This window comes from Caldicoprobacter guelmensis (assembly GCF_016908415.1).
GTDB lineage: Bacteria > Bacillota > Clostridia > Caldicoprobacterales > Caldicoprobacteraceae > Caldicoprobacter > Caldicoprobacter guelmensis.
The window spans coordinates 302,349-326,060 of sequence record NZ_JAFBDW010000001.1 but is presented as its reverse complement, the minus strand read 5'-3'; the positions used below and the strand labels follow the sequence as shown (position 1 = coordinate 326,060).

Annotated in this window: 24 protein-coding genes; all 24 read left to right on the top strand. The window is 45.3% G+C overall.

Annotated features, from left to right (window positions below; all coding sequences use genetic code 11):
* The first annotated feature begins 15 nt into the window (after positions 1-15).
* The 24 genes from JOD02_RS01750 to atpG all read left to right on the top strand — a co-directional run bounded on the left by JOD02_RS01750 (position 16) and on the right by atpG (position 23,694).
* Entirely contained in the window at positions 16-1,200 is a 1,185-nt protein-coding gene (locus tag JOD02_RS01750; RefSeq protein WP_204486367.1) for a glycerate kinase family protein, read from the top strand.
* Between the two features lie 78 nt (positions 1,201-1,278).
* Complete coding sequence (locus JOD02_RS01745; RefSeq protein ID WP_394355730.1) at positions 1,279-2,370, top strand: Gfo/Idh/MocA family protein; 1,092 nt, start codon at positions 1,279-1,281, stop codon at positions 2,368-2,370.
* Between the two features lie 82 nt (positions 2,371-2,452).
* Positions 2,453-3,424, top strand: a complete 972-nt coding sequence (locus JOD02_RS01740; RefSeq protein ID WP_204486364.1) for an ROK family protein — start codon at positions 2,453-2,455, stop codon at positions 3,422-3,424.
* A 13-nt stretch (positions 3,425-3,437) separates the two neighbouring features.
* The gene (locus JOD02_RS01735) at positions 3,438-4,076 is read left to right on the top strand and encodes a D-sedoheptulose-7-phosphate isomerase (RefSeq protein ID WP_243426260.1); all 639 of its coding nucleotides are present in this window, start codon (positions 3,438-3,440) and stop codon (positions 4,074-4,076) included.
* Positions 4,077-4,154: 78 nt separating this feature from the next.
* Positions 4,155-4,328: a DUF1540 domain-containing protein gene (locus JOD02_RS01730; RefSeq protein WP_204486362.1), complete on the top strand. Its 174-nt coding sequence runs from the start codon at positions 4,155-4,157 to the stop codon at positions 4,326-4,328.
* Between the two features lie 213 nt (positions 4,329-4,541).
* Complete coding sequence (gene iorA / locus JOD02_RS01725) at positions 4,542-6,269, top strand: indolepyruvate ferredoxin oxidoreductase subunit alpha (protein WP_204486360.1); 1,728 nt, start codon at positions 4,542-4,544, stop codon at positions 6,267-6,269.
* A 1-nt stretch (position 6,270) separates the two neighbouring features.
* Positions 6,271-6,852, top strand: a complete 582-nt coding sequence (locus tag JOD02_RS01720) for an indolepyruvate oxidoreductase subunit beta (protein ID WP_204486358.1) — start codon at positions 6,271-6,273, stop codon at positions 6,850-6,852.
* A 67-nt stretch (positions 6,853-6,919) separates the two neighbouring features.
* The gene (locus JOD02_RS01715; protein WP_204486356.1) at positions 6,920-8,221 is read left to right on the top strand and encodes a phenylacetate--CoA ligase family protein; all 1,302 of its coding nucleotides are present in this window, start codon (positions 6,920-6,922) and stop codon (positions 8,219-8,221) included.
* Positions 8,222-8,242: 21 nt separating this feature from the next.
* Positions 8,243-8,677 (top strand): ACT domain-containing protein, encoded by a 435-nt coding sequence (locus tag JOD02_RS01710; protein ID WP_204486354.1) that lies wholly within the window; start codon positions 8,243-8,245, stop codon positions 8,675-8,677.
* A gap of 21 nt (positions 8,678-8,698) precedes the next feature.
* A complete protein-coding gene (alr, locus tag JOD02_RS01705) occupies positions 8,699-9,814 on the top strand; it encodes an alanine racemase (protein ID WP_204486352.1) in 1,116 nt (371 codons plus the stop codon).
* 20 nt (positions 9,815-9,834) lie between these two features.
* Positions 9,835-10,422 (top strand): 5-formyltetrahydrofolate cyclo-ligase, encoded by a 588-nt coding sequence (locus JOD02_RS01700; protein WP_204486350.1) that lies wholly within the window; start codon positions 9,835-9,837, stop codon positions 10,420-10,422.
* Positions 10,423-10,608: 186 nt separating this feature from the next.
* Entirely contained in the window at positions 10,609-11,784 is a 1,176-nt protein-coding gene (locus JOD02_RS01695) for a sensor histidine kinase (protein WP_204486348.1), read from the top strand.
* Positions 11,785-11,791: 7 nt separating this feature from the next.
* Entirely contained in the window at positions 11,792-12,448 is a 657-nt protein-coding gene (locus JOD02_RS01690; protein WP_204486346.1) for a response regulator, read from the top strand.
* Between the two features lie 88 nt (positions 12,449-12,536).
* Positions 12,537-13,076 (top strand): hypothetical protein, encoded by a 540-nt coding sequence (locus JOD02_RS01685; protein WP_204486345.1) that lies wholly within the window; start codon positions 12,537-12,539, stop codon positions 13,074-13,076.
* 231 nt (positions 13,077-13,307) lie between these two features.
* Positions 13,308-14,117 (top strand): cyanophycinase, encoded by an 810-nt coding sequence (locus JOD02_RS01680; RefSeq protein WP_204486343.1) that lies wholly within the window; start codon positions 13,308-13,310, stop codon positions 14,115-14,117.
* Positions 14,118-14,122: 5 nt separating this feature from the next.
* Positions 14,123-16,780: a cyanophycin synthetase gene (cphA, locus tag JOD02_RS01675; protein WP_204486341.1), complete on the top strand. Its 2,658-nt coding sequence runs from the start codon at positions 14,123-14,125 to the stop codon at positions 16,778-16,780.
* A 99-nt stretch (positions 16,781-16,879) separates the two neighbouring features.
* Complete coding sequence (locus JOD02_RS01670) at positions 16,880-17,779, top strand: phosphatidylglycerol lysyltransferase domain-containing protein (protein WP_204486340.1); 900 nt, start codon at positions 16,880-16,882, stop codon at positions 17,777-17,779.
* Positions 17,780-17,783: 4 nt separating this feature from the next.
* Positions 17,784-18,941: a GNAT family N-acetyltransferase gene (locus tag JOD02_RS01665; protein ID WP_204486338.1), complete on the top strand. Its 1,158-nt coding sequence runs from the start codon at positions 17,784-17,786 to the stop codon at positions 18,939-18,941.
* 210 nt (positions 18,942-19,151) lie between these two features.
* A complete protein-coding gene (locus JOD02_RS01660; RefSeq protein ID WP_204486337.1) occupies positions 19,152-19,466 on the top strand; it encodes a hypothetical protein in 315 nt (104 codons plus the stop codon).
* A complete protein-coding gene (locus JOD02_RS01655; protein ID WP_204486336.1) occupies positions 19,454-20,131 on the top strand; it encodes a F0F1 ATP synthase subunit A in 678 nt (225 codons plus the stop codon). Before JOD02_RS01660 ends, JOD02_RS01655 begins: the two co-directional genes overlap by 13 nt.
* A gap of 44 nt (positions 20,132-20,175) precedes the next feature.
* Entirely contained in the window at positions 20,176-20,394 is a 219-nt protein-coding gene (gene atpE / locus JOD02_RS01650) for an ATP synthase F0 subunit C (protein ID WP_204486335.1), read from the top strand.
* A 132-nt stretch (positions 20,395-20,526) separates the two neighbouring features.
* On the top strand, positions 20,527-21,006 hold the full coding sequence (atpF, locus tag JOD02_RS01645) for a F0F1 ATP synthase subunit B (RefSeq protein WP_204486334.1): 480 nt from the start codon (positions 20,527-20,529) through the stop codon (positions 21,004-21,006).
* Entirely contained in the window at positions 21,006-22,793 is a 1,788-nt protein-coding gene (gene atpA / locus JOD02_RS01640; RefSeq protein WP_204486333.1) for a F0F1 ATP synthase subunit alpha, read from the top strand. Before atpF ends, atpA begins: the two co-directional genes overlap by 1 nt.
* A 25-nt stretch (positions 22,794-22,818) precedes the next feature.
* Complete coding sequence (gene atpG / locus JOD02_RS01635; protein WP_204486331.1) at positions 22,819-23,694, top strand: ATP synthase F1 subunit gamma; 876 nt, start codon at positions 22,819-22,821, stop codon at positions 23,692-23,694.
* Positions 23,695-23,712: the final 18 nt, after the last annotated feature.

The window sequence follows — 23,712 nt, the reverse complement described above, 5'->3', positions numbered from 1 at the left end:
AGAGGGGTGTAAAGCTTGAAGATCGTCTTGGTGCCCGATTCGTTTAAAGGGACTTTTTCTTCCCTGGAAGTTATCGAACATTTAGAAGAGGTGGCAAGGAGGCACTTTTCACCTTTAGAAGTGGTGAAGGTTCCTATTGCCGATGGCGGCGAAGGGACGGTGGATGCGCTTGTTATGGCCGCCAAAGGTGAGTACAGGATGGTTGAAGTGATGGGCCCGCTACCTGATATGCGCGTCAAAGCCAAATACGGCATAATTCATGGTAAAACAGCGGTAATTGAAATGGCTCAAGCATCGGGGCTGCCCCTTGTCCCAGCTGAAAAAAGGGATCCCTTGAATGCTACTACTTATGGTACGGGAGAAGTCATAAAGGCGGCCCTAGATGAAGGCATCCGGGACTTCATTATAGGAATAGGGGGTAGTGCCACCAACGATGGCGGGATCGGCGCTGCTCAGGCGTTGGGGGTTAAATTTCTGGACAGGTCGGGCAAGGAAGTGGGATTTGGTGGCAAGTATCTGCAATTTATTGATAGGATCATCATAGATGACATAGATCCATGGATTAAAGAAAGCACTATCACTGTCATATGCGATGTCAGCAATCCCCTCACAGGACCTCATGGCGCCACCGCCGTGTATGGCCCACAAAAAGGGGTAACTGAAGAGAACTTCGATATTTTGGAGTCGGGAATGAAAAACTATGAACGGCTAATCAAAGAGACCACAGGGATGGATATGAGCAAGGTCCCGGGTTCGGGAGCGGCAGGGGGGCTTGGGGCTGCATTGGTAGCCTTCTTTGGAGCCGTACTAAAGCCGGGGATTGATACCGTTCTTGACTATGTGAAGTTTGATGAGCTGATCGAGGGAGCGGACCTTGTTATAACTGGCGAGGGCAGGATTGATGGGCAATCTGTATACGGCAAGGTGCCTGTGGGAATAGCTAAACGTTGTAAGCATAAAGGGATTAAAGTAGTTGCTATAGTAGGAGGGATGGGCCCAGGGGCACAAAAAGTATACGACTATGGGATATATAGTATTATGCCCACCGTGAATGCTCCTATGTCGCTGGATGAGGCCATTGATAGGGCTCAAGAGCTTTTAAAAGACGCTGCTGACAGGATGTTCAGGTTTATAAAGCTTGGGATGGAGCTTAATCGACCCTACGACTCCGATAAATTATCAAAGAATTTGAGCTGTTGAAAAAAGGTCTTCGATGTGGTAATATCTTAAGATGTAAGAGGTAATTTTACCATTATAAGTGAGGAGGGTTCAACAATGATCTTAAAAGATAAGGTGAGAGTAGGAATTATAGGATGCGGGGGAATAGCCAACGGCAAACACATGCCAGGATTGGCTAAGCTAGACTGCGTTGAGATGGTAGGGTTCTGTGACATTATAGAGGAAAGGGCCCAAAAAGCTGCCGCTAAATACGGTTCAAAAGATGCTAAGGTTTATACTGACTACAGAAAACTTTTAGAGGATAAATCAATAGATGTAGTACATATATGTACTCCCAATAAGTCGCACGGGTACATAACAGTTGACGCCCTTGAAGCGGGCAAACACGTCATGTGCGAGAAGCCAATGGCTAAGACGGCAGCCGATGCTCGCAAAATGGTTGAAACTGCTAAGCGTACGGGCAAAAAATTGACCATTGGCTATCAAAATCGCTTCAGGCCGGATTCGGAATACCTGTATACCCTGTGCAGGAACGGAGAATTGGGTGAGATATACTTTGCAAAAGCTCATGCCGTAAGGCGCCGTGCAGTTCCCACGTGGGGCGTATTCCTGGATGAGGAGGAACAGGGTGGAGGACCGCTCATCGATATAGGTACCCATGCTTTGGACCTGACGCTGTGGATGATGAATAACTATAAAGTAAAGAGCGTCATGGGTACTGTATATCACAAGCTTTCTCAACGTGAAAACGCTGCTAATGCCTGGGGGCCATGGGATCCCAAGAAGTTTACTGTGGAGGATTCGGCGTTTGGCTTCATAGTCATGCAAAACGGTGCGACCATCATTTTGGAAGCCAGTTGGGCATTGAACACTTTGATGGTGGGCGAAGCCAAGACCACCCTGTGCGGGACTGAAGCGGGAGCTGATATGTGGGATGGCCTGCGCATAAACGGAGAAAAATACGGCAAGCTGTATATAACCAAACCAGGGCTTGACGCTTCTGGCGTAGACTTCTATGATGCTAGTGCAGTTGAGTCACCTGGTGATAAGGAAGCCAGATTGTGGATCGAGTGTATAATAAACGATACCGAGCCGCGGGTGAAACCCGAAGAGGCATTGGTTGTAACCGAGATCCTCGAGGCTATATACCAGTCAGCCAAGACAGGAAAGGCTATATATTTTGAAGAATGAGCGCACTAAATATAAAAGAGGGGGAGGGTGTAATGTCCCCTCCCCTTTAATTTTTTAAGCTTCGGGGAAGGGGAATTGGCGTATGAAAGATGGCTATCTATTAGGTATAGACATTGGTGGTACCAAATGCGCTGTCGTGTTGGGTGATGAAAACGGTAGGATATACAAACGATATGCCTTTCCCACCCGTGAACAGGGGGGGCCTTATGGAGTCATTGAGAAAATAATCCAAACTGCTGATACTATATTGGACGAGCTGTCTGTTAGTATAGATGATGTGAGAAGTGTAGGAATCAGCTGTGGAGGGCCTCTTGATACAAAAAGGGGGCTTATACTGTCACCACCCAATCTGCCAGGCTGGGACGAAATTCCTATAGTAGACATATTAAAGGACAGGTTTAAAAAGGATGTTTTTCTAGAGAACGATGCTAATGCATGCGCTGTTGCAGAATGGAAGTTTGGTGCTGGACGCGGTTGCAACAATATGATATTCCTCACATTTGGGACAGGGTTAGGGGCTGGACTGATAATAAATGGGAGGCTTTATAGGGGAGCCAGTGATATGGCAGGAGAAGTAGGGCATATAAGGCTTGCGCCTGATGGACCTGTAGGATACGGCAAGGCGGGTTCTTTTGAAGGTTTTTGCAGCGGTGGGGGAATTGTGCAACTGGCCCGTCATGAAATCATATCCAGGTTAAGGCGTGGGGAAAAGGTTGCATTTTGTCCCACCGAAGAAAAAGCCAATACTATTACGGCTGCAGATGTAGGGCTGGCTGCTTTTCAGGGTGATCCCGTTGCAATTCACATCTTGCAGACCAGTGGAAGGTACTTGGGTATGGGACTGGCTATACTTATCGATATATTGAATCCTGAGCGCATAATACTGGGTGGCATATTTGCAAGGTGTCGAGAATTCATTCAGCCTGCAGCAGAGGAAGTTTTAAAAGCCGAGGCGTTGCCTTCTTCTTATCAGGCATGCCAAATATTACCAGCCGGATTGGGCGAAAGAATAGGAGATCTGTCAAGTTTATGTGTAGCTATGGGTATTGTATAGAGGAGGTTTTCTGATGGGGAATCCCATGAACATTTTTCAAGAGTTAATGGATAGGTATCCTGCTTTAAAAGAATGCAGAGAGGATATCTTAAGGGCATACGAAATTTTAGTTGAGTGCTATCAAAAAGGGAATAAGGTCTTGATAGCAGGAAACGGAGGAAGTGCTGCCGATGCAGAGCACATAGTGGGCGAGCTGATGAAAGGGTTTATGAAAAAAAGAGTGCTTCCTGATACTACTAAACAGCTTCTACTGAATAAAAATACTTCTCTAGGAAGTATATTGGCTGAAAAGCTCCAAGGGGCGCTGCCGGCTATTGCCTTGACTTCTCAGTCTTCAATCTTTACCGCTTTTGTCAACGACGTTGACCCAGACTTGGTTTTTGCCCAACAGGTTTTAGGGTACGGCAGGCCTGGTGATGTGTTTATTGGGCTGACGACATCGGGCAATTCTCCTAATATCTTATATGCGGCCTATTTAGCCGGCGTTCTGGGCCTTAAGACCATTGGTTTTACGGGAAAAAGTGGGGGAAGGCTGAAGGACTTATGTGACGTAACCATACGGGTGCCGGCCGACTCTACACCTAAGGTTCAAGAATTGCATTTGCCGGTTTACCATGCCCTTTGTGCTATGGTGGAGGAACACTTTTTTTGAGTAAAGTTGATTTTGCGAATAAAACCCTCCTAAAATACTAAATCTAATATAGAGAACTTTTTGGAGGAGGGATGTGTAATGGAAGGCCGAGTGGAAAAAAGGAATCAGCCTCTTTCTGGGGTAAAGTGTGTGGTAAATACTTGTCATTACCACATGGATGGTGATTATTGCGGTGCTGCCAAAATCGAGATTCAACCGCGAAACGCTCGAACCACTCAGGAAACCGATTGTGCCACTTTTGTTCATAAATAAGCATTGATTTGTTTAAAGTCGATGAGGGGTATGCCCCGTAAAGGGCATGCCCCTTTTTGTTTAAAAAGTGGCGTTTAGGCCTTCCTTTTTTTAATGGGTTGATTTATAATTTAAAAGTATAATTATTGCATACAAGGTGTATATAAACCCTCATAAAGAATGAAACCTCAACATCATTGAAAAATAGGATTGTAAAAATGTTGGAGGGATAGCGTGAAGAGGTTGATGTTAGGGAATGAGGCAATTGCAAGGGGAGCATACGAAGCGGGGGTGAGGGTGGTAGCGGCCTATCCTGGCACTCCCAGCACGGAAATTACTGAGTTTGCCGCTAAATACGAGGAGATCTATGCCGAGTGGTCGCCCAATGAAAAAGTTGCCTTGGAGGTAGCCATTGGCGCTTCATTTGCCGGAGCAAGGGCTATGGTAGCGATGAAACATGTGGGGCTCAATGTGGCAGCAGACCCATTATTTACCGTTTCCTATACAGGGGTCAATGGAGGGTTGGTCATAGTAGTGGCAGATGACCCTGGGATGCACAGCTCCCAAAATGAACAGGACAGCCGCTATTACGCCCGTGCGTCTCAGGTACCTATGCTAGAACCTGCTGATAGCCAGGAGGCTTTGGATTTCGTCAAGTTTGCCTTTGAGCTCAGCGAAAGATACGATACCCCTGTAATTGTAAGGCTTACCACCCGTGTTGCCCACTCACAAAGCATAGTGACCCTGGGCCAAAGGGTGGATATTCCGCTTAAAGAATACAAAAAGCTGCCCGATAAAAATGTGATGATGCCAGCCATGGCCAGGAAACGCCATATTGAAGTAGAAAAGCGTATGAAGGCTTTGGCTGAAGCCGCCAATGATTTGTGGGTTAACCGTGTTGAGATGGGGGATATCTCTATAGGCATCATAGCCAGCGGCATAACATATCAGTATGCTAAAGAGGCTCTGCCCAACGCTTCGTTTTTAAAGCTGGGTATGGTAAATCCTCTGCCACGAAGGTTGATTGAGTCGTTTGCAAGCAAGGTACAAAAGCTGTATATTATAGAGGAACTTGATCCGGTGCTTGAAGAGCAAATTAAAAGCTGGGGGATTCCTGTCACCGGTAAGGAGATTTTTCCTGTACAGGGCGAATTGAGCGCCAACATTATATTAGAAAGAATCGCGGGCAAGGTACTCAATGTAAGGCCGGTGCAGGACCTTCCGCCACGGCCACCTGTTATGTGCCCTGGTTGTCCTCATAGGGGTATATATTACGTCATGAAAAAGCTAAGGCTTCATGCGACAGGAGATATTGGGTGCTATACTTTGGGAGCTTTGCCGCCACTGGAGGCTATTGACACGTGTGTGTGTATGGGAGCTAGTGTGGGCATGGCTCACGGAATGGAAAAGGCTCGAGGCAGGGACTTCTCTCATAAGCTAGTGGCTGTCATTGGCGATTCTACATTTATACACTCTGGGATCACAGGGCTTATAGACATAGTGTATAACCGAGGAGCTTCCACCATAGTCATACTTGATAACTCTACCACCGGCATGACGGGACATCAAGACCATCCAGGAACAGGACGTACACTCAAGGGTGATGTTGTGCCGCCTCTTAACCTGGTGAACTTGGTAAGAGCTATAGGAATAGAGCACGTTAGGGTGGTTGACCCCTTTGACCTAGAAGAGGTGGAAAGGGTGCTTAAGGAGGAAACGCAGAGGGAGGAGCCCTCAGTGGTCATTGCACGGCGCCTATGTGCTCTGCTGTCCAAGGAGGTGAAGGCCCCTCTATCCATCGATGTGGGTGCTTGTCGGCTTTGTGGCCTTTGCCTGCGTCTGGGTTGTCCTGCCATTGAGAAAAAGCCAGATGGTATGTACATCAACCAGGCTCTATGCAATGGATGTGGGTTGTGCGTTAAGGTTTGCAAATTTGGTGCAATAAGAGGGGTAGGTGAGTAATATGGATACCAAAAGCATACTCATAGTAGGTGTTGGCGGACAAGGGACCCTTCTTGCCAGCAAGGTATTGGGGAGCCTATTTATGGATTTAGGATACGATGTCAAGATATCTGAGGTTCATGGCATGGCACAGAGAGGGGGCAGCGTGGTCACGCATGTAAGATACGGCACAAAGGTGTTTTCTCCACTGGTGGAGCCGGGTACTGCTGACATACTGCTGGCTTTTGAAAAGATGGAGGCGCTGCGGTGGATACATTTTTTGAAGGAAGAAGGCAGAGCTGTAATAAATTTGCAGGAAATAGAGCCTATGCCGGTGATAATGGGGACCTACGAGTACCCCAAAGATTTAGAAGGTAGGATTCGTGAAGTTTGCCCCAATGTAATATTCTTTGATGCTTTGGCCGTTGCAAGAGAGCTGGGAAACATAAAGGTGACCAATATGGCTTTAATAGGCGTACTGGCAAAGGTGCTAGGTATTGGGTCTGAAGCTTGGGAAAAAGCGATAAAAATGGTTGTACCTCCTAAAACAGCAGAGGTCAATTTAAAAGCGTTTTATGCTGGATACAATTCATCATCGTTATGAGTTGTTCCTGATGCCTTGCAATATCGTGTATGTAGAGGAAGAATAGCAATAAGGAAGGTGTAGTAAAATGTTGTATTGGGATAAGGCACACGAATGTATGGATCGGCAGCGGCTTAGGGAGCTGCAGTCGCGTCGTTTGGTTGAGACGGTACGGCGGGTGTACCACAACGTGCCGTATTATCGCCAGCGAATGCAGGAGATGGGATTGGTTCCTGAGGATATAAAGGGTGTGGAAGATTTACACAAGCTGCCTTTTACCACCAAACAGGACCTAAGGGATAATTACCCTTATGGCACCTTTGCTGTGCCCTTGAGTGAAATCGTGAGAATACACGCTTCTTCTGGCACAACCGGTAAACCTACTGTAGTGGGTTATACTCGTAAGGATATCATCACCTGGTCGGAGCTTATGGCCAGGACCCTGGTGTGCGGGGGTACCACAAAGGAGTCGGTGATACAGATAGCTTATGGTTACGGCCTGTTTACCGGAGGATTGGGAGTACATTACGGGGCCGAACGAATTGGTGCCTCGGTTATCCCAATTTCTGGCGGCAATACCAAGAGGCAGATCATGATCATGAAGGATTTTGGCACCACTGTACTGGCGTGTACCCCCTCTTATGCCCTGCACATAGCTGAGACCATGGAAGAAATGGGAATAAAAAGGGAAGAGCTTAAGCTACAGTATGGAATTTTCGGTGCCGAACCGTGGAGCGAAGGCATGCGCAAGGAAATAGAATCAAAGCTTCAGATATCCGCTATAGACATATACGGTTTAAGCGAGGTTATAGGGCCGGGGGTTGCCAGCGAGTGCCAGTATAAATGCGGGCTCCACATATTTGAAGACCACTTTATACCCGAGATAGTTGACCCTGAAACGGGTGAGGTGTTGCCTGAAGGAGAGGAAGGGGAGTTGGTAATCACCACCATTACAAAAGAGGGGCTACCCGTGATACGGTATCGCACCAGGGACATATCCGCTTTGAATTATGAACCCTGTAAGTGCGGGCGTACCCATGTTCGGATGAAAAGGGTGTTGGGCAGGACTGATGACATGATTATAGTGCGAGGGGTAAATGTATTTCCTTCTCAAATCGAGAACATACTTATGGAAATCGGAGAGACTGAACCGCATTATCTGTTGGTGGTTGACAGGGTAAACAACCTGGATGTGTTGGAGGTGTGGGTCGAGGTATCCAACAAGCTGTTCTCTGATGAAGTCCGCAAGCTGGAGGAACTAAACCGCAAGATAACCAATGAGATACAGAGCGCGCTGGGGCTATCGGTCAAGGTTAAGCTTGTCGAACCAAAGACGATAGAGCGTTCAGAGGGCAAGGCTAAACGCGTAATTGATAAGCGAAAGCTGTAAAGGAAGGGAGGCAAAAATCCCATGACCCAAATATCGGTGTTTTTAGAGAATAAAAAGGGCAAGCTGGCTGAAGTCACCAAGGTGCTGGCCGAGCACAACATTGATATGTGCGCTATATCCATAGCCGATACCACAAACTTTGGCATATTGCGAATTATAGTTGATAACCCCGAGAAGGCGCTAGAGGTATTGCGTGAAGCCGGCTATACGGTGAACACCACCGAGGTGCTGGCGGTGGAAGTGCCCGATAGGCCTGGAGGTCTGCACAGAGTGCTAGAGATATTAAGCAAAGGGGATATTAGCGTGGAATACCTGTATTCTTTTGTGCGGCGGCCTGCCGAGCGAGCCCTGATACTGTTTAAAGTAGATGACCTAAAAACGGCTAAAGAAATATTGAAAAAGGAGAACGTCAGCGTATTGACGGTGGATGACGTAAATGGTTTGGGAACAAAATGATTGGGATTCAGGTGGTTTGTGATGCGACCCAGTAAGGTGATAATCGACCTTGCAAAGCTTGACAGGAATATAAGGAATATAAAGCGCTTGTTGAAACCCTCTACTCATCTGATGGCAGTTGTGAAGGCCGATGCTTATGGACATGGAGCCGTTGGTGTAGCGCATCAGGCTTTGGCATCGGGAGCTTCATGGCTGGGCGTTGCTATACCCGAAGAGGGGGCAGAACTTAGGGAGGCTGGTATTACTGCCCCCATTCTAGTGCTTGGAGGCATAGACGAGACCCAAGTAAAGACGGTGGTGGAGTACGATTTGACCCAGTGCGCCTTTTCGCTTGAGGTGGCAAGGCTTTTGAACTATGAGGCTCAGCGCCTGAACAAGATAATAGCTATACACCTCAAGGTGGATACAGGCATGGGGCGTATAGGGCTGGTTGACATTGAAAGCATAAGAAGGTTTTGTACCGAGATAAAGTCTTACAGCCATTTGAGGCTGGAGGGAATATTCACCCATTTTGCAGCAGCTGATGAGGAAGACAAATCGTTTACCAATCAACAGATGAGCCGCTTTTTGAAAGTGCTTGATACCCTTCGTAGTGAAGGCATAGATTTCAAATGGGTTCATGCCGCCAACAGCGCTGCCATTATCGATTGCCCTGATACTCATTTTAACCTGGTACGCGCGGGAATTGCCATGTACGGTTACTATCCTTCACCTCATGTTGATCATTCGAGGGTGCATCTTGAACCGATACTTCAGTGGGAAACCAAGGTGGTACACGTAAAAGATATAGACAGGGGTGATAGTGTCAGTTACGGTAGGACTTTTATTGCCCAGAGACCCATGCGCATTGCGACCCTTCCGGTGGGCTACGCAGACGGATACAGCCGTTTGCTCAGCAACAAAGGGTGGGTTTTGATACGTGGCCATCGGGCTCCCATTGTTGGGTTAGTGTGTATGGATCAGGTGATGGTAGATGTCACTCACATTCCAGAGGTAAAACCAGGTGATACAGCGGTGCTCATTGGAAGCCAGGGTGAAGAGGTTATCTCGGCTGAAGATATCGCAAGACTGTGTGACACCATCTCGTATGAGGTTTTAACGGGTATAGGACGCAGAATACCTAGGATTTACGTATGATAAAGAGAAGGGGCTGATATATGTTGATAGACAAGGTAGAGGCTGTGACGAAGGAAGACATAAGGCGAGTCATGTTGAGGCGCAGACGGGAAACGAGCCAGGAAGAAATCGATGAAAAGAGCAGGCGCATAGCGGAGGTCCTGCTGTCTTTGGATTTTATCCGAAATAACCAAACCTTCATGGTTTATGTAAATATGCCAGGGGAGGTAAGAACCGAAAGAATAATCGAAGATTTGCTAAAAGCAGGGAAGACGGTGGCGGTACCTGTCTGCATACCCCAAACGGTTGACCTGCTGGCTTCTGAGATAAAGGGGCTTGATGAACTTGTGCCCGGACATTATGGTATACTTGAACCCAAGAAGGAATTTATAAGGCCTATAGACCCAAGGACTTTGGAAGTGATAATAGTACCCGGTATTGCCTTTGATATACGCGGGAATCGAATAGGTCATGGAAAGGGATACTACGATCGCTTTTTGAGAAAAGTTTCACCTTTTGCCAAAAAGGTAGGTTTGGCTTTTGAGTTTCAAGTGATGCCCGACGTGCCTGTTTGCCATTTTGACGTTCCTATGGACATGATTATAACTGAAAACGGTATGAGAAAATAGCATAAACAAGTTTCCAGTATGATGGAAACACGCATACACCATAAAAGGCACAGAGCTTTAAGCCCTGTGCCTTTTAATTTTTTATTTAACCAAAGCATTTTCATTGTCATTTGAAAGAGGAATTTTTACTATTTTGTCGAATAAAAAGTAACTGTAATAAATCTTTATGTATGCGAGGGAGTGAATTTGAGCGAAGAAATAAGCCTTGAACAATTGGATGAGATAGTAAAAAAGACCATTGAGGCTCTTGAAAACGGTAAGAAACAGATATTTGAAATTGCTGAAAGTGCCCGGCAGGAATGGAAAGACCTGGAGGCAAAGCTAGCCGAGCTGCAAGGTAAAGTAAAAGAGGCGGTAGAAGAAGTAGAGAAGCTGGCAAGGTTGGAAAAAGAAAGCCGTTACAGGCTGATGGTAGTCAGCAAAAATTTTAAACTTTACAGCGAGGATGACATCAAGAAGGCTTATGATGCTGCCAGGGAGTTTCAGATTAGACTTGCTCTTAAAAGGGAACATGAGCAGAACCTGATTGCCCAGAGAACCGAGCTTGAAATGCGCATTCGCCGCACAAGAGAAATTGTGGAAAGAGCCGAATACCTCGTCACCCATGTGGCTGTGGCCATGAACTACCTTGTAAATGCACTGACAAATATAAGCAGTACAATACACGAACTACAGAAGAAAGAGATGATGGGCATAAGAATAATCACAGCTCAGGAACAGGAACGGCAGAGGCTGGCTCGAGACATCCATGACGGCCCTGCGCAGTCGCTTTCGAATGTTGTGCTCAAGTGCGAACTGTGTGAAAAGCTGCTGGAAAGGGATGTGGAAAGAGCCAAGCAGCAAATAGGCGAGCTAAAGCAGCTTGTAAAGTCCAGCCTCCAGGAAATACGGAGGATCATATTTGACTTAAGGCCCATGTCGCTGGACGATTTAGGCCTAGTGCCTACTTTAGAGAGATATGTGGCTACTTTTATTGAAGAGACTGGGATAGATGTGACGTTTGAGGTTTATGACTTCGACAAGAAATCTGTGGATAAAGTAGTTGAAGTGGCGGTGTTCAGGATCATACAAGAAGCGTTGAACAACATAAAGAAGCATTCAAGAGCCACAAGGGCAAGCATTAAAATGTACATCAAAGATGGTTCTTTAATCGTCAGAATTGTTGACAACGGTATAGGCTTTGATAAAGAAAAAATGGAGGAACAAAAAAGGGCCAATATCCACGAAGGAGGATTTGGCATATATGGCATGAAGCAGCGAGCTGAGCTGCTAAAAGGGAAATTGACCATTCAATCTCAAGAAGGGAAGGGCACGGTAGTTTTGCTTCAAATACCTATTGATACTAATGAAAAGGAGGTTTAATGAATCTATGGAGCATACTAAAATAAAGGTGCTCATCGCTGATGACCATTCCCTTTTCAGGAAAGGGCTCGAACAGCTTTTGGAACTGGAAAATGATATAGAGGTAATTGGGGAAGCCTCCAATGGTAAAGAGGTGATTGAAAAAGCCGTTGAGCTTAATCCCGATGTGATTTTGATGGATATAAACATGCCTATTAAAAACGGTATAAATGCCATAAAAGACCTTAAAGAGAAAGGATGCCCTGCTAAGATAATAATGTTAACGGTGCATGACGATCAAGAATACCTGCTGGAAGCGATAAGGACAGGCGCCTCAGGGTATATAATGAAGGATGCGGACGTTGACCACCTTTTAAAGGCCATCAGGGACGTTTACAGGGGTGAAACTTACATACAGCCCAACCTTTCCGGAAAACTCATAAAGGATTTTGATAGGTTAAATTATTATTCGGTAAGAAAAGAGTTTGAACAATACAATTTGACTCCGCGGGAGATTGAGGTCTTGTTGCTTATAGCCGATGGTAAGAACAACAAGGAAATCGCCAATGAGCTATACATAAGCGAAAAGACGGTTAAAAATCATGTCTCAAATATATTTAAGAAGTTGGATGTAAATGACCGTACGCAGGCCGCCATATATGTGTTAAAAAATCACCTGAAATGACGTTTTTAATCCGCTCCTCCCCTTTAAAATTGCCTGGCAACGATATTGTTTTTGTAGTATAATAAACCTGGAAGGGGAGGGGATAAAAGTGGGACTTATAAGACAGGGTTTGAAACTGCTAGGGACTCATGCTGTGATGTCATTGGTACAGTTTATATTCATGCCGGGTTTGTTCGGTATTTTTGATGAAAACGAGGTGTATCAATGGATTGTAGGCCTCGTTTATATAGCCATTTTCTGGCTGGTCATATATGCTGATATGAGCAACAGGGGATTAGATGATGCTAAAAAGGACGCTTTTGCTCCGTATAAGGGATTTATAGCTGGCCTTATTGCAGCTGTTCCTGCGATTGTCTTATATCTCCTTGCCATGGGAGCGGAACGCCCACATAATGCTATTAACTTGTTTGAGGTGATTTTGAGGGGTTGGCTGGTGCCATATACCAAGATTTTCGTGACTTTTGAGAAAAATATGCCAGATATAGCCATAATACCGATTGCGGTGCTTCCTGTTATATCGGGTATCAGCTATATTGATGGGCTTCGCAAGAGAAAGAAAATTTTAGAAGCCTTGAAAAGGGCAGAAGCTATGAGGGCCCAAAGGTCAAAGGTAAATATGAGTTTTTGATATAGAGCATCTCAGCTACCTCCATTTCCTTGATTAAAATCATCTGTTGTGGAGTTATCTGTTTAATAGGAGCAATCCTAATAGATGAGACAGAGATTATTATAAATGCCATTCCCTAAAAATACACCCATCTTGGAAGGGTGTATTTTTTTTGGCAAAACGGCATGGAATAATCTTCTATATTTTTGGAAAAATAAAGGTATTGTATTAGTGTGGATGGAGGAGCTGGTTATGGAGGAAAAAGTAGAGGGTAAGCTTATGATCATCGGTGGGGCGGAAGATAAAGAAGGTGAATGTGTAATTTTGAAAAAGCTGGTAGAGTTGGCAGGAGGACAAAATGGAAATATAGTGGTCATGACTGTGGCCACCGACTATCCCGAGGTCATAGGAGAGGAATACACCTGTATATTTAAGCGGCTTGGAGTAAACGAAATAAATGTCATACATATAGATTCAAGGCATCATGCCAATGAAGACAGCCTTGTGGACAAGATAAATGCCGCTACATGTATATTCTTCACCGGTGGTGACCAGCTACGTATTACCTCCCTCTTGGGAGGCACTAAGGCTGAAGAAAAGTTAAAAGAGGCATATCGTCGTGGTGTGGTCATTGCTGGGACAAGTGCAGGCGCTTCAGTTATGAGCGAGACCATGATCACCTCTGGCAAAGATGATGATGCTCCTAAGAAGTGTACATTGAAGATGGCTCCAGGGCTAGGGCTTTTAAAAGATGTCGTAATAGACCAGCACTTTGCTCAGAGGGGCCGAATTGGACGCCTGCTTACCGCTATAGCGCAAAACCCGCACATGCTTGGCGTGGGAATTGACGAGGATACGGCTATTATAATTGATAGCGATGCTGTATTTGAAGTAATAGGTTCTCATGCGGTAACAATACTTGATGGCAAATCATTGGATTTTACCAATGTTTCAGAGCTTAAGCCAGATGAAATACTGGCGCTTACTAACGTTGTAATGCACGTGCTTCCAGCAGGCTTCAGGTATGACATTAAATACCGTAGACCAATAATCAGGAGGTAATTGCTTTGAAGATTTGTGAGATTAAGGCATTCAAAGGGAGGAACATTTACAGCCATCAAAAGGTAATCAAAATGGTGGTGGACCTGGAAGACATGGTGGATGTAGCCACAAAAGACATAGAGGGGTTTAACGACGCTCTGCTTAAATTGCTGCCCGGCCTGTACCAACACCACTGCTCTCTTGGTTGCCCTGGTGGCTTTATCGCCAGGCTCGAGGAAGGGACATACCTGTCACACGTCATTGAACACTGCGCTTTGGAGATACAGAGCATTCTAGGATACGATGTAAGCTTTGGCAGGGCAAGGCAGGTCATGGATTCAACTAAGTATACCATTGTGTACGCCTACAAAAACGAGGTGGCAGGTGTGGAAGCAGGGAAGTGTGCTGTTCAACTGGTGGAAGCGTTGTGCAAAGGTCACTCTTTTGACCTCAGTTCACATCTTAACAGGATCAAAGAAAAAGCCGTGAAGAACGAATTAGGACCCAGCACTAAGGCCATTGTTGAGGCTGCATTGGGAAGAGGAATCCCGGTTATGAGAATCGGCAATGGCAGCATATTGCAACTGGGATATGGAAAATATCAAAAGCGGATAGAAGCCACCATAACCGAAAACACCAGCTGTATTTCGGTTGACATAGCCTGTGATAAGACATTGACCAAAGAGATATTGAAGGAAGCGGGGATACCTGTCCCTGAGGGCAGCGTATGCACCACAATTGAAGATGCGCTCCAGATAGCGGAGGAACTGGGGTATCCCGTGGTCATAAAGCCTGAAAAAGGAAATCAAGGAAAAGGAGTATCGCTCAATCTCACCACTCCTGAGGAGGTAGTTCAGGCTTTTAAGATTGCCAGACAAGTAGATGAAAACATTATAGTGGAGAAATATATCAAGGGCAATGATTACCGCGTATTGGTAGTGGGCGGTAGAGTGGTGGCGGTTGCCCAGAGAATACCTGCCCATGTGGTGGGCGATGGCGTACATACCATTGCCCAATTGGTAGAGATGGTGAACAAAGATGAAAGGCGAGGCGAAGGCCATGAAAAACCGCTTACCAAAATTAAGATAGATGAGATATCGCTGATGCTTCTCAAAAAGCAGGGATATACCTTGGACAGTATTCCTCCAGCCGGCAAATGGGTGTATTTAAAAGCCAATGGCAATTTAAGCACCGGTGGAGAGGCCATCGATTGTACCAATAAGATACATCCTGTGAACTGCGAAATTGCAGTAAGGGCAGCGCAGATAATAGGGCTTGACATTGCCGGAATCGATATTGCTTGCCCTGACATCTCCAAACCGATAGAAGAAGGCGTGGGAGCGGTGATAGAGGTAAATGCTGCGCCTGGTATTCGCATGCACCTTTATCCGTCCAAAGGCAAGCCTAGAAACGTAGCCCAAAATATCATAGACATGCTTTTTCCGCCAGGGAGCAGGCACTCAATCCCTATAATATCGGTTACTGGGACAAACGGGAAAACCACTACTGTACGCATGATCGCTCATATATTAAGAACGCAAGGCTATACTGTGGGAATGACAACCACTGGCGGAGTTTATATAAACGACCACTGTGTCATGAAAGGTGATACCACGGGTCCTGCCAGTGCAAAAATAGTCTTGACGGATAAGAGGGTGGAAGTGGCTGTACTGGAGACTGCCCGTGGTGGCATCATCAGGTCAGGATTGGGGTATGACCTGAGCGATATCGCTGTCTTGACCAACATCAGCGAAGACCATCTGGGGATCGACGAGGTCTATACCCTTGAGGATTTGCTGCATGTAAAGTCGCTGGTGGTAGAAGCTGTAAAGACCAATGGGTATGTAGTGCTGAATGCTGATGACCCCATGGTGGTGGAAGCCGCCAAACGAGTGAAAAGCAACATAATATACTTTTCCAAGCAAGAAGACAACATCATCGTACACAGACACTTAGTAGCCGGCGGGTTGGCCGTATTCTTAAAAGGACAACATATAACTATCGCTACAGGAGACGGATTTATACAGTGTATGGATGTTTCCAGAATACCGGCTACTTATGGAGGAAAACTGGTGTATAATATTGAAAATAGCCTTGCTGCCGTCAGCGTTGCCTATGCCATGAAGATACCCATAGAGACCATCCAAAAAGCGTTAGCTTCCTTCTATGCCGATGAGATTCATAACCCTGGTCGGTTTAACGTATTCAATATAAGGGACTTCAGGGTGGTGGTGGACTATGCACACAATATCAGCGGGTATACCCACGTAATAGAAGCCATAAAGAAGATGGGTGCTTCACGAACAGTGGGGATTATAGGGGTTCCAGGGGACAGGCAGGACAGCAGCATAAGGCGCATAGGGTTTATAGCCGGCAAAGGGTTTGACAGGGTAATAATCAAGGAAGACGTGGACTTGAGGGGTAGGCGTAGGGGTGAGGTAGCAAAACTGCTAGAGGAAGGGGTATTGTCTGCGGGGATGGATCCTAATAACGTAGAGGTAATTCTTTCAGAGGTGGAGGCGCTCAAAACCGCTATAAAAAGGGCAAAAACAGGGGATTTAATTGTGATATTCTATGAGAAGCTAGAACCGATAATGGCTACTATAAAAGAGGTGCTGTCAAATGTAGAAGCGGAAACAACCAGCGATGAGAATCATATGATGCTGGGACTTACTAGGCTATAATAGAGAAAAATCGATTACTACCCCGAATATTAGTAAAATTTGTGTTTGAACAGTTCAAAATGATGTTATATATTGAAGATAGAGAAAGGGGTAGTAACGGTGGATATACATTTCAAGGAAATAGAGCTGGGGGATAAACCTGTATTTGACCATTATTTTTCTTTGAGGCACTATGAGAATTCCGAGTTTACATTTACAAACATGTTCATATGGCGGCATGCTTTCAACTTGAGATTTTCGATAATTGACGGTTGTCTTTGTATTATAGGGAGGTTTGGTGAAGACTTCCATTTTTCTTTTCCGCCTTTACCAGGAGAAAACAGCAGGGTAGACGGTGCCGTTTATAAGTTGGTGCAATATTTTAAAGAACATGGATATCCCTTTGTCATGAAGGGAGTTACCCACGTTACCAAAAAGATAATTGAAGAAGCTACACCTGGCATTTTCAGATATGAGAGAGACCCCAACAATGATGACTATGTCTACCAAACACAAGACCTCATTTACTTGAAAGGCAAGAAATACCATCAAAAGCGAAATCACATCAATAAGTTCTTGAGAAGCTATCAGTACACCTATGAACCGGTGTGTGATAGCAATATAGAGGAATGCATACAGGCCGAGCTGGAATGGTTGGAAAATAAAGGTCTGGCTCCTGGGCTGGAATATGAGAAGGTGGCTGTCCTTGAAGCCTTGCGTAATTTTGATGCATTAAAGCTCAAGGGCGGTGCCTTGAGGATTGACGGCAAGATCCAGGCTTTTTCTTTAGGAGAACTTCTAAATCCTGAGATGGCGGTCATTCACATAGAAAAGGCCAATTCACAATACCACGGGTGCTATGCCATGATTAACCAGCAATTTGCTGAGCATTGCTGGAAGGATGTGCCTTACATAAACCGTGAAGAGGACATGGGTATACCGGGATTGCGCCAGGCAAAGAAATCGTACCATCCGGTCAGGATGGTAGAAAAGTACACCGGATACCTGTTGGGGGAATGACCATATGGAGATAAGGTTTGCTCAACCTGATGATATGGTGCAAATAAAAAAGCTGTGGGAATACTGCTTTGACGACCCTTCTGAGTTTGTTGACTGGTTTTTCAGGAAGAGATACAGAGATGAAAATACATTGGCGGTTTACCAAGGTAAAGAGGTTCGTTGTGCACTGCAACTCTTGCCTTATAAAATCATGCTGAGGGGACAGAGCGTAAAGACCTCATACCTGGTGGGCCTTTCAACCTGGCCACAGTACAGGGGGCGAGGCGATGCAGGGACACTCATCCGTCATGCTTTGGAGGTTATGCGCATGCGACAGGAGTGGGTGTCCATTTTGTTGCCCTTTCGCTATGATTTCTACAGAAAATATGGATGGGAGATATGTTACCACCACTTGATGTATAGTGGAGACCGAGAGATATTGGGTAAGGCAGGCAAAATTATATATGATATAATTCCGACAGAGAAAGGGCATATACCTTTAATGAATGACTGTTACAAAAAATTCATGGAGGCATATAATGGATATGTGGAGAGGGATGAAGGTGACTGGGATCGGTTGTTGGATGACCTCCATATAGCCGGTGGTACTGGATATATGGTAGTCAAGGATTCCGAAACGGTGGGTTATGTGCTTTTTGAAATTTCAAACCGCCGTTGCAAGGTTCGTGAGCTCGTTTATACTACTCCTGAAGCCAAAAATGCTTTGCTCAGGCTTATTGCCAACCACTATTCCCAGGTTGATTCCATTGTATGGAATGCACCGCCCGACGATATTACATATATGGATATGTCAAATCCCAGGGGAGTGATGTACAAACAGCCTTATGTGATGGGGCGTATTGTGGACGTAAAGCAAGCATTGAGGATATTGAAACCTTTAAGGGAAGTTGATTTGAATATCCAGGTTATAGACCCTGTATTGGAATGGAACAATGGCGTTTTTAACCTTTGTAGTGTTGGCGAAGTTATAGAAGTGACTTCATCTTCTGTATCTCCGCAAGCTGTGATCCCCATCACAACGTTTACCCAGTTGCTTTGGGGCTATATAACTCCAGCGCAGGCTTATAAGCAGGGCAAGCTCGATGTATTGGATGAGAAAGCGATTGAATATTTGGAAAGGATATTTACACCCGCTATCAATTACATAATAGAAGATTACTAGAGCCCTTTAGAATTTTAACCTGCGTCATAGTAATAGAGCGCTATATACGATTTTTGACCAATGCTTTTTCTTTTTAGCCAAATATGAATCAAAATTTCACATTGACAACTTCCCAACAACTTTTTATACTTGAATTTATACAATAAAACGAAATTATTTATGGAGCAGAGGATTGTAAATAAAGTAAAGTTGCAGGGTGGTATCAGGGACTTGAAGGTTGTTATGATTTTGGCCGGCTTGACAGGCGGCTTTTTTATTGAAATGGGAGTGATGCGCTTGACCGAGGCGGTAATAAATGGAATCCTCAGGTCAGGAAAGATGGACGGAAAATTTTTTATGAAGATTGCTATAAAAAATTTTGTTATTTTACTTATTTTGGCATTGACGGCTGCATGGTCGGTAACGCTTCTGTTGTCCTTAAGTGCCGGAATGGTGTTGTACATATTTTTTTATGTTATAAAGAAAAACCTCTCTGTTGGGAAGACTACTAAACAGAAGGGAAGCGATGGCATATGGAAGGAATAGATATAAATCCGAAGGTGTGGTTTACCATACCAATAATGGATGGGATACCTGTAACCGACGCCGTGTGTATATCGTGGATTGTAAGCGTAGGGCTTATTATCTTTGCTTTTGTGGTAAGATTTTACATTTTTCCACGGTTTCAAGAGGTGCCGACGGGGTTTCAAAACATTCTTGAGCTATTGGTGGAATGGGTTTACAGTTTCTCACGCGACACGGTACATGAGTTCAGCAGAGAGCTGGCACCTTACATCGGTACGCTGGTGCTTTACCTAGGTTTTGCAAATACCATTGAGCTTTTGGGATTGAGACCTCCTACTACTTACATTGCAACCACCTTTGCGTTGTCCATCATCACCTTTTTCCTGATTAATGTCTATGGTATTAGGAAGAAGGGCTTGTGGGGCAGGATAAAGGATTACGGCAAGCCTGTTCCATTTATAGCTCCTATTAAGGTGTTGACCGATTTAGCAGTACCTGTATCTTTAGCTTCCCGAATGTTTGGAAACATCTTGGGAGGACTGGTGGTGATGGAGCTGATTTACAAAGTAGTTCCTGTGGTTATTCCTTCGTTTTTATCGATATACTTTACTTTGTTTGATGGATTTATACAGACATTTATATTCATTACTTTATCATTGACCTTCATAGGAGAAGCCATTGAGTGACACTAAGATTGTAGCAGGGAAATTTGTCAGGAGGTGAACTTGAAATGGGATTAGCTGCGATTGGTGCTGGACTGGCTGTTTTGACTGGTTTGGGTGCAGGCATAGGGATGGGGATTGCTACTGGCAAAGCCGCTGAAGCTACTGGAAGACAGCCCGAAGCCGTAAACCAGATCAACAGGATCCTGCTTTTGGGCTTAGCTCTTACGGAGTCCATAGCTATATATGGCTTTGTAACTGCATTGCTGATCATCTTTTTGCAATAAGGTTTTTTACATTAACAAAATAAACCCAAAATTCTTATCGTGAGAAGAGTTATTTACTTTGATAACTCCTTTCTCACGAAATATTCTTTTTTTGATATTAAAACAAAATTTTAAGGAAATGGTGAAGAAAGCATGAAAGAATACCTTTGGACGTTTATCTTCCATATAATCAACGTCGTTATATTGTTTTTCTTTTTAAAAAAGTGGCTTTTTAAGCCGATAAAGAGCTTTTTAGATAAGCGTACCCAGAGCTTTGAGGCAAAGATAGAGGAGCTTAAAAGGCGTGAAAGCGAAATTGAGGAAAACAAGCGCTTATCCAGAGAGGAGCTTGAGAAGGTACGTCAGCAGGTAAGGATTATAATGGAGCAGGCTGAACGTACAGCGCAGGAGCGCATACAGGAAGCGCAGCAACAAGCTCAGCTACAAGCGGAGGCTATGCTGACACAGGCAAGGCGCCAAATAGAGCAGGAACGAGAGAGAGCCATTGAGATGCTCCAGGCACAAGCTGCCAATTTGGCTGTAGAGCTGGCTTCCAAGGTTTTGCAAAGCAATATAACCCCTGAACAGAATAAAGCCATAATAGAGAAATTCCTAGAGAAGGTGGAAACATGATGACAACAAACGTCGAAACAGGGACTTTATGGTCGGCTTTTCCACTAGATGATGCTACTGTTGCACAGATAGAAAATCGATTTGCAGATTTTTTGGGTCGGAAGGTAAAGCTCAATTTAAAGGTTGACCCCGAAATAATAGGCGGAATTATAGTAGCCATTGGTGATAGGATATATGACGGAAGCATAAAAGGCCAGCTGAATAGGATGAAGGAACACCTACTAGGGCTTCAAAAAGGTGATATGGCTGAACTAGGGATTGACATTAAGTCCTCAGTCCAGCTTCTCGATATGGACTCGGTTGGAGAATTCATTAGAGACAGGATTCAAGAATACCAGCAAGAATTCAATGTTGAAAGTATTGGCCACGTAATACGTTCAGGGGATGGTGTGGTATTAATAAGTGGTTTGAGCGATTGCAAGTATGGCGAGCTTCTAAGATTTGAAGGCGATGTCTTCGGTATCGCCTTTAACCTTGAAGAGGATATGGTGGGGGCTGTGTTGCTCAACAACCAGAATTCTGTAATTGAGGGCACGATTGTTTACAGCACCGGTCGAGTGGTTCAGGTACCTGTGGGTGAGGGTTTGCTGGGTAGGGTGGTCAATCCCCTGGGACAGCCCCTTGACGGGAAAGGCCCTATTCGCGCTGAAGCCTACAGGGAGATTGAGCAGAAGGCTCCTGGCATATATGAAAGGGATGTTGTGAATCAACCTTTGCAGACCGGCCTGCTGGCCATAGACTCCATGATACCTATAGGGAGAGGCCAAAGGCAACTCATCATAGGCGATCGCCAGACGGGCAAGACGGCTATTGCGCTGGACACGATAGTCAACCAAAGAGACAAGGATGTAATATGCGTATATGTGGCCATAGGCCAAAAGGCCTCCACGGTATCCCAGGTCATCAACACCTTAAGGGAAATGGGTGCTATGGATTACACCATTGTGGTTTCGGCGACAGCCAGCGATTCGGCTCCCATGCAGTACATTGCCCCTTATGCGGGCTGTGCAATGGCAGAGTACTTCATGTACAAGGGGAAGGACGTGCTCATCGTTTACGACGATTTGTCCAAACACGCCATAGCCTACAGGACTTTGTCGTTGCTGCTGCGCCGTCCTCCGGGGCGAGAGGCCTATCCAGGAGATATATTCTATTTACATTCCCGCCTTCTGGAGCGTGCAGCTAAACTGAGCAAAGAGAAGGGCGGTGGGTCGTTGACGGCGCTGCCCATAATAGAAACCCAGGCCGGTGATATATCGGGATATATTCCTACCAACGTGATCTCAATAACCGATGGCCAGATTTTTTTGGAAGACGAGCTGTTCTTTGCTGGTATTCGTCCAGCCGTAAATGTTGGATTGTCGGTATCAAGGGTAGGGAAGGCGGCCCAGATCAAAGCCATGGCCAAAGTTTCGGGTACTTTACGCCTGGAGCTTGCACAGTACCGTGAATTGCAGGTATTCTCCCAGTTTAGCTCAGAGCTTGACCCTTCAACACAGGAATTGCTGGCTCAGGGAGAGAGGATCACCGAAATGCTCAAGCAGGAGCAGTATCACCCGATGGATGTAGTCCATCAGGTAATACTGTTATATGTGGTAACCAGAAAGATGCTTCTGGATGTACCCGTAAACAGGATTCAAGAATTTAAGCAGCAGTTTATCGAGTATATGGAGTGTTACCATAGAAATATCATTGAAAATATACGACGGACCGGCGATATAACTGAAGAGGATATGGCCGAGATAGAGGCTGCTGCGAAGGATTTTAAACAGACATTCTTGAAGTGATAAAGATGTGCAGGTGATTATTGTTATGTACAACGTAATTGAGATCAAGCGAAGGATCAGGACCATACGTCAAACGCGCCAGATAACCAAGGCCATGTACCTCATCGCTTCGTCTAAGCTCAGCAGGGCCATGGAAAAATATAGGGCTAATCACGTATACTTCGAGAAAATACGCTCTACTCTCAAAGACATCATAGTTCATAGCCCTGGAATCGACCACCCTTTTTTTGTGCCGAAGGGAAATGAAAGGGCTGCCTATCTGGTCATTGCAGGAAATAAGGGGCTGTGCGGTGCTTACAACCACAACGTGCTGCAGACAGCCCTTTCGCACATACAGCAGCACGGTGGTACTGTTGATATATTCGTGGTGGGCCATGTAGCCCGTGATTTTTTCAAGCGAAAAGGCTATAATGTCAACGATGAGTATTTGGATGCAGCAGAAAATCCGAATTTTCACTATTCAAGGGATATGGCTGAGCAGCTAATAGATGCCTATAGCCAAAATAAGATGGATGAACTTTATATCGTCTATACCCACATGGAATCGACGGTGAAGCAGACCCCGAGGGTTATAAAGCTGTTACCGGTGGAACTTTCGGCATTTTTAGATGTCAGCCTCGATGTGGAGTACCGTGCCGATATACTCTATCATCCCTCACCCAAAGCTGTGCTTGACCTGCTGATTCCTAAGTATCTTCTGGGATTCATATATGGGGCATTGATACAGTCTTTTGCCAGCGAGCAGCAGGCCAGGATGATGGCAATGGATACCGCTACAAATAACGCGGATGACATGATAGCCGAGTTGCAGATCAAGTACAATCAGGCACGGCAGGCAGTTATTACCAATGAAATTTCCGAAATAATGGGTGGCGTAGCTGCACTTGAAAAGCGGTTCTGATAAAGGAGATGAGACATA

Coding starts and splice junctions, on each gene's coding strand:
- JOD02_RS01700 (WP_204486350.1), top strand. CDS start 9,835: ATGTTGATAGACAAGGTAGAGGCTGTGACGAAGGAAGACATAAGGCGA.
- JOD02_RS01735 (WP_243426260.1), top strand. CDS start 3,438: ATGGGGAATCCCATGAACATTTTTCAAGAGTTAATGGATAGGTATCCT.
- JOD02_RS01655 (WP_204486336.1), top strand. CDS start 19,454: ATGGAAGGAATAGATATAAATCCGAAGGTGTGGTTTACCATACCAATA.
- alr (WP_204486352.1), top strand. CDS start 8,699: ATGCGACCCAGTAAGGTGATAATCGACCTTGCAAAGCTTGACAGGAAT.
- atpF (WP_204486334.1), top strand. CDS start 20,527: ATGAAAGAATACCTTTGGACGTTTATCTTCCATATAATCAACGTCGTT.
- JOD02_RS01680 (WP_204486343.1), top strand. CDS start 13,308: ATGGAGGAAAAAGTAGAGGGTAAGCTTATGATCATCGGTGGGGCGGAA.
- atpE (WP_204486335.1), top strand. CDS start 20,176: ATGGGATTAGCTGCGATTGGTGCTGGACTGGCTGTTTTGACTGGTTTG.
- JOD02_RS01730 (WP_204486362.1), top strand. CDS start 4,155: ATGGAAGGCCGAGTGGAAAAAAGGAATCAGCCTCTTTCTGGGGTAAAG.
- JOD02_RS01665 (WP_204486338.1), top strand. CDS start 17,784: ATGGAGATAAGGTTTGCTCAACCTGATGATATGGTGCAAATAAAAAAG.
- atpA (WP_204486333.1), top strand. CDS start 21,006: ATGACAACAAACGTCGAAACAGGGACTTTATGGTCGGCTTTTCCACTA.
- JOD02_RS01710 (WP_204486354.1), top strand. CDS start 8,243: ATGACCCAAATATCGGTGTTTTTAGAGAATAAAAAGGGCAAGCTGGCT.
- JOD02_RS01720 (WP_204486358.1), top strand. CDS start 6,271: ATGGATACCAAAAGCATACTCATAGTAGGTGTTGGCGGACAAGGGACC.
- atpG (WP_204486331.1), top strand. CDS start 22,819: ATGTACAACGTAATTGAGATCAAGCGAAGGATCAGGACCATACGTCAA.
- JOD02_RS01690 (WP_204486346.1), top strand. CDS start 11,792: ATGGAGCATACTAAAATAAAGGTGCTCATCGCTGATGACCATTCCCTT.
- JOD02_RS01740 (WP_204486364.1), top strand. CDS start 2,453: ATGAAAGATGGCTATCTATTAGGTATAGACATTGGTGGTACCAAATGC.
- JOD02_RS01715 (WP_204486356.1), top strand. CDS start 6,920: ATGTTGTATTGGGATAAGGCACACGAATGTATGGATCGGCAGCGGCTT.